At 64.5% G+C, this 2,528-nt stretch carries 2 protein-coding genes; both read right to left on the reverse strand.

Features of this window, described 5'->3' with window-relative positions; translation table 11 throughout:
• On the reverse strand, nucleotides 1-690 hold a 690-nt coding region (locus ACK4SV_RS16760; protein ID WP_409918987.1), incomplete at its 3' end, for an AMP-binding protein.
• A 123-nt stretch (nucleotides 691-813) separates the two neighbouring features.
• Nucleotides 814-2,528: M28 family metallopeptidase (locus ACK4SV_RS16765; RefSeq protein ID WP_409918988.1), on the reverse strand; the 1,715-nt coding region annotated here is incomplete at its 5' end.

A 2,528-nucleotide genomic window follows, 5' to 3' on the forward strand; every position in this document is an offset into this window, starting at 1 on the left:
CTCCATCACCACCAGGGTTGAGCCGAGCCGGGTGAAGGTCATGCACCAGCGCAGCGGCGCGGCATGATAGAGCGGGGCGGGCGAGAGGTAGACCGACGCCTCATTGGCGCCGGACATCATCTTGGCGATCTGCAGCAGGATATTGTCGGCGTCGATCGGCAGTCCGCGCTCCAGCGGCGGGCGGATGCCCTTGGGGCGGCCGGTCGTGCCGGAGGAATAGAGCATATCGGTTCCAGCCATCTCGTCGGCGATGGGCGTGACCGGGAAGCCGGCAATGTGCGCGGCCATGTCGGTGAAGCCGTCGATGGCACCGTCGATGGCCCAGGCGCCTGCAAGCTTTGTGGCGGCGGCGACTTCCCTGGCGATTGCGCCCTTGCTCGCTCCGGCAATCAGCAGTTTCGAACCGGAGTCTTCGAGGATGTAGGTCATCTCCGGCGTCGTCAGGCGCGAGGAGATGCAGACATAGTAGAGGCCGGAGCGCTGCGCGGCCCAGCAGATCTCGAAATAGCGCGGCGAGTTCTCCGCGAAGATCGCAATCGTGTCACCGGGCTGGCAGCCAGCGGCGCGCAGCGCATGGGCGATCTGGTTCGACCGTTCGTCGAGCTGGCGGAAGCTGATCGTCTCGCCCGAGCCGGACATGATGATGGCGGGCTTGTCGGGATGGGTCTTGGCGTGATGGCAGGGATGCATGAGCGAATATTCTCCGGCGGTTCCGGCCACAAGGGCCAGTCTGATCTGTGGCCGGAACCTAACCGGACTGCGCCCGGCGTCTATCCGGTACGCTGGGGAAACTCGCTTCAACCCGCTGTTATCTCAGGGCTCCATCGGTCCGTCGAACTGGCGGGCGAAGAAATCGCCCTGGCGCCAGAGGGGGCGGGCGTCTTTGGTGGCGAGTTCCAGCGTCAGCCGGGCCTTCACTTCGGCGAAGCGGGCGGCTGCGTCGAAATCGATGGTGTTGTTCATGTCATCGGTCGGGCGGTGGTAGTTCGTTGTCATGTGACGGGCGAACTCTTCGGCGCCGCCATTCTCCCAGCCGGGGATGAGATAGACCGACGGAATGCCAGCCTCGACGAAGCGGAAATGGTCAGACCGGGTGAACAGGCCCTGGTCCGGCACCGGGTCCGGGCTCAGCTTGATGTCCATCTGGCCGGCGGCGACTTCGACGGCTTCGATGATTGTGGACCGCTGGCCGCCGAACACGACGAGATCGGTGAAGGGATAGGTCAGGATCGGCATATCGAGATTGACGTTGGCGACCAGGCGCTCACGGGCGACGGTCGGGTTCTCGGCGAAATACTGCGCGCCGAGCAGGCCTTTTTCTTCAGCCGTGAGCGCGATGAACATTACCGAGCGGCGAAGCGGCGGGCCGTTCTTGAGCATCCGGGCCGCGTCCAGCATCGTCGCGATGCCGCTGGCATTGTCGAGCGCGCCATTGTTGATCTGCTCGCCTTCGATGGTCCGGCTGATGCCGATATGGTCGAGGTGGGCGGTGAGCACGATCACTTCATTTTTGAGCGCCGCGTCCGTGCCCTCGATCATGCCGATGACATTGGCGGAGTTGACGAGATCATGCTCGGAGCGCTGCGCGATCCGGACTGTGAGCGGCAGGTCGAAGCCGGTCATTGCGCCGCCTTCGGATTCGGCCGCTTCAAGGAGGGCCTCCCAGCTGACAGGGGCGTTTTCAAACAGTCTGGCGGCGCTTTCCATGCGCACGGTAGCGCCGCCCTCGATGTTGGGCGCACGGCTGAAGGGGGTGCCATCGGGGCCGATCCAGGTCATCGCGGCGGAATCCAGCCGGCCTTCACGGATGAGGCGTTCGAAGGGATAGATGCCGCGCGAGGTGGGTGTTTCCAGCTGGATGACGGCGATGGCGCCGCGCTCGGAAGCATTCGGCATCTTGCGGGTGCCGTAATAGGCGCGCTCCTCGGTCTGGATACCTTTGGGGGTGCCGGAGAGCATGAAGGCGACCTTGCCTTCGAGGTCGAGCCCGGCGAAATCATCGCGGCCAAGGTCCGGCGCGACGACGCCGAAGCCGACGAAGACAGCTTCGCCGGTCACGTCGGCGGCTTCGCCGCGCAGCGAACCGCCCATGGCGAAATCGACATTCTCCGTAAACGGAATGGGTGTTCCGTCCGTCGTCGTCACTTCGAGGATACGGCCGTCTGTGGCGCGCACGGAGCGCAGGAATGGAATATCCTGATAAAAGCTGCCGTCATCGCCGGCGGGTATCAAACCGATGTCGGCAAAACGCTCGGCGACATAGGCGGCGGCGGTGTCATAGCCCGGCGTGCCGGCCTCGCGGCCTTCAAGCTCATCGGAGGCGAGATAGGCCATGTGCGCCTGGATCGCGGCGGCGTCCGGCGGGGGCAGTTCGGTCGGGGCGGGTGGCGGTGCTTCGGCGCCGCAGGCGGCGAGGATCAGGGCGGATGCGAGCAGCATCTTTCCGGTCAGATATCTCATCAGGGGCATGTCCTTCTGCTTTTCCCGCACTGAAAGGGGGATTTCTGCCATTTGTCGACTCAGAATTC

The organism is Hyphomonas sp., assembly GCF_046313735.1.
Taxonomy (GTDB): domain Bacteria; phylum Pseudomonadota; class Alphaproteobacteria; order Caulobacterales; family Hyphomonadaceae; genus Hyphomonas.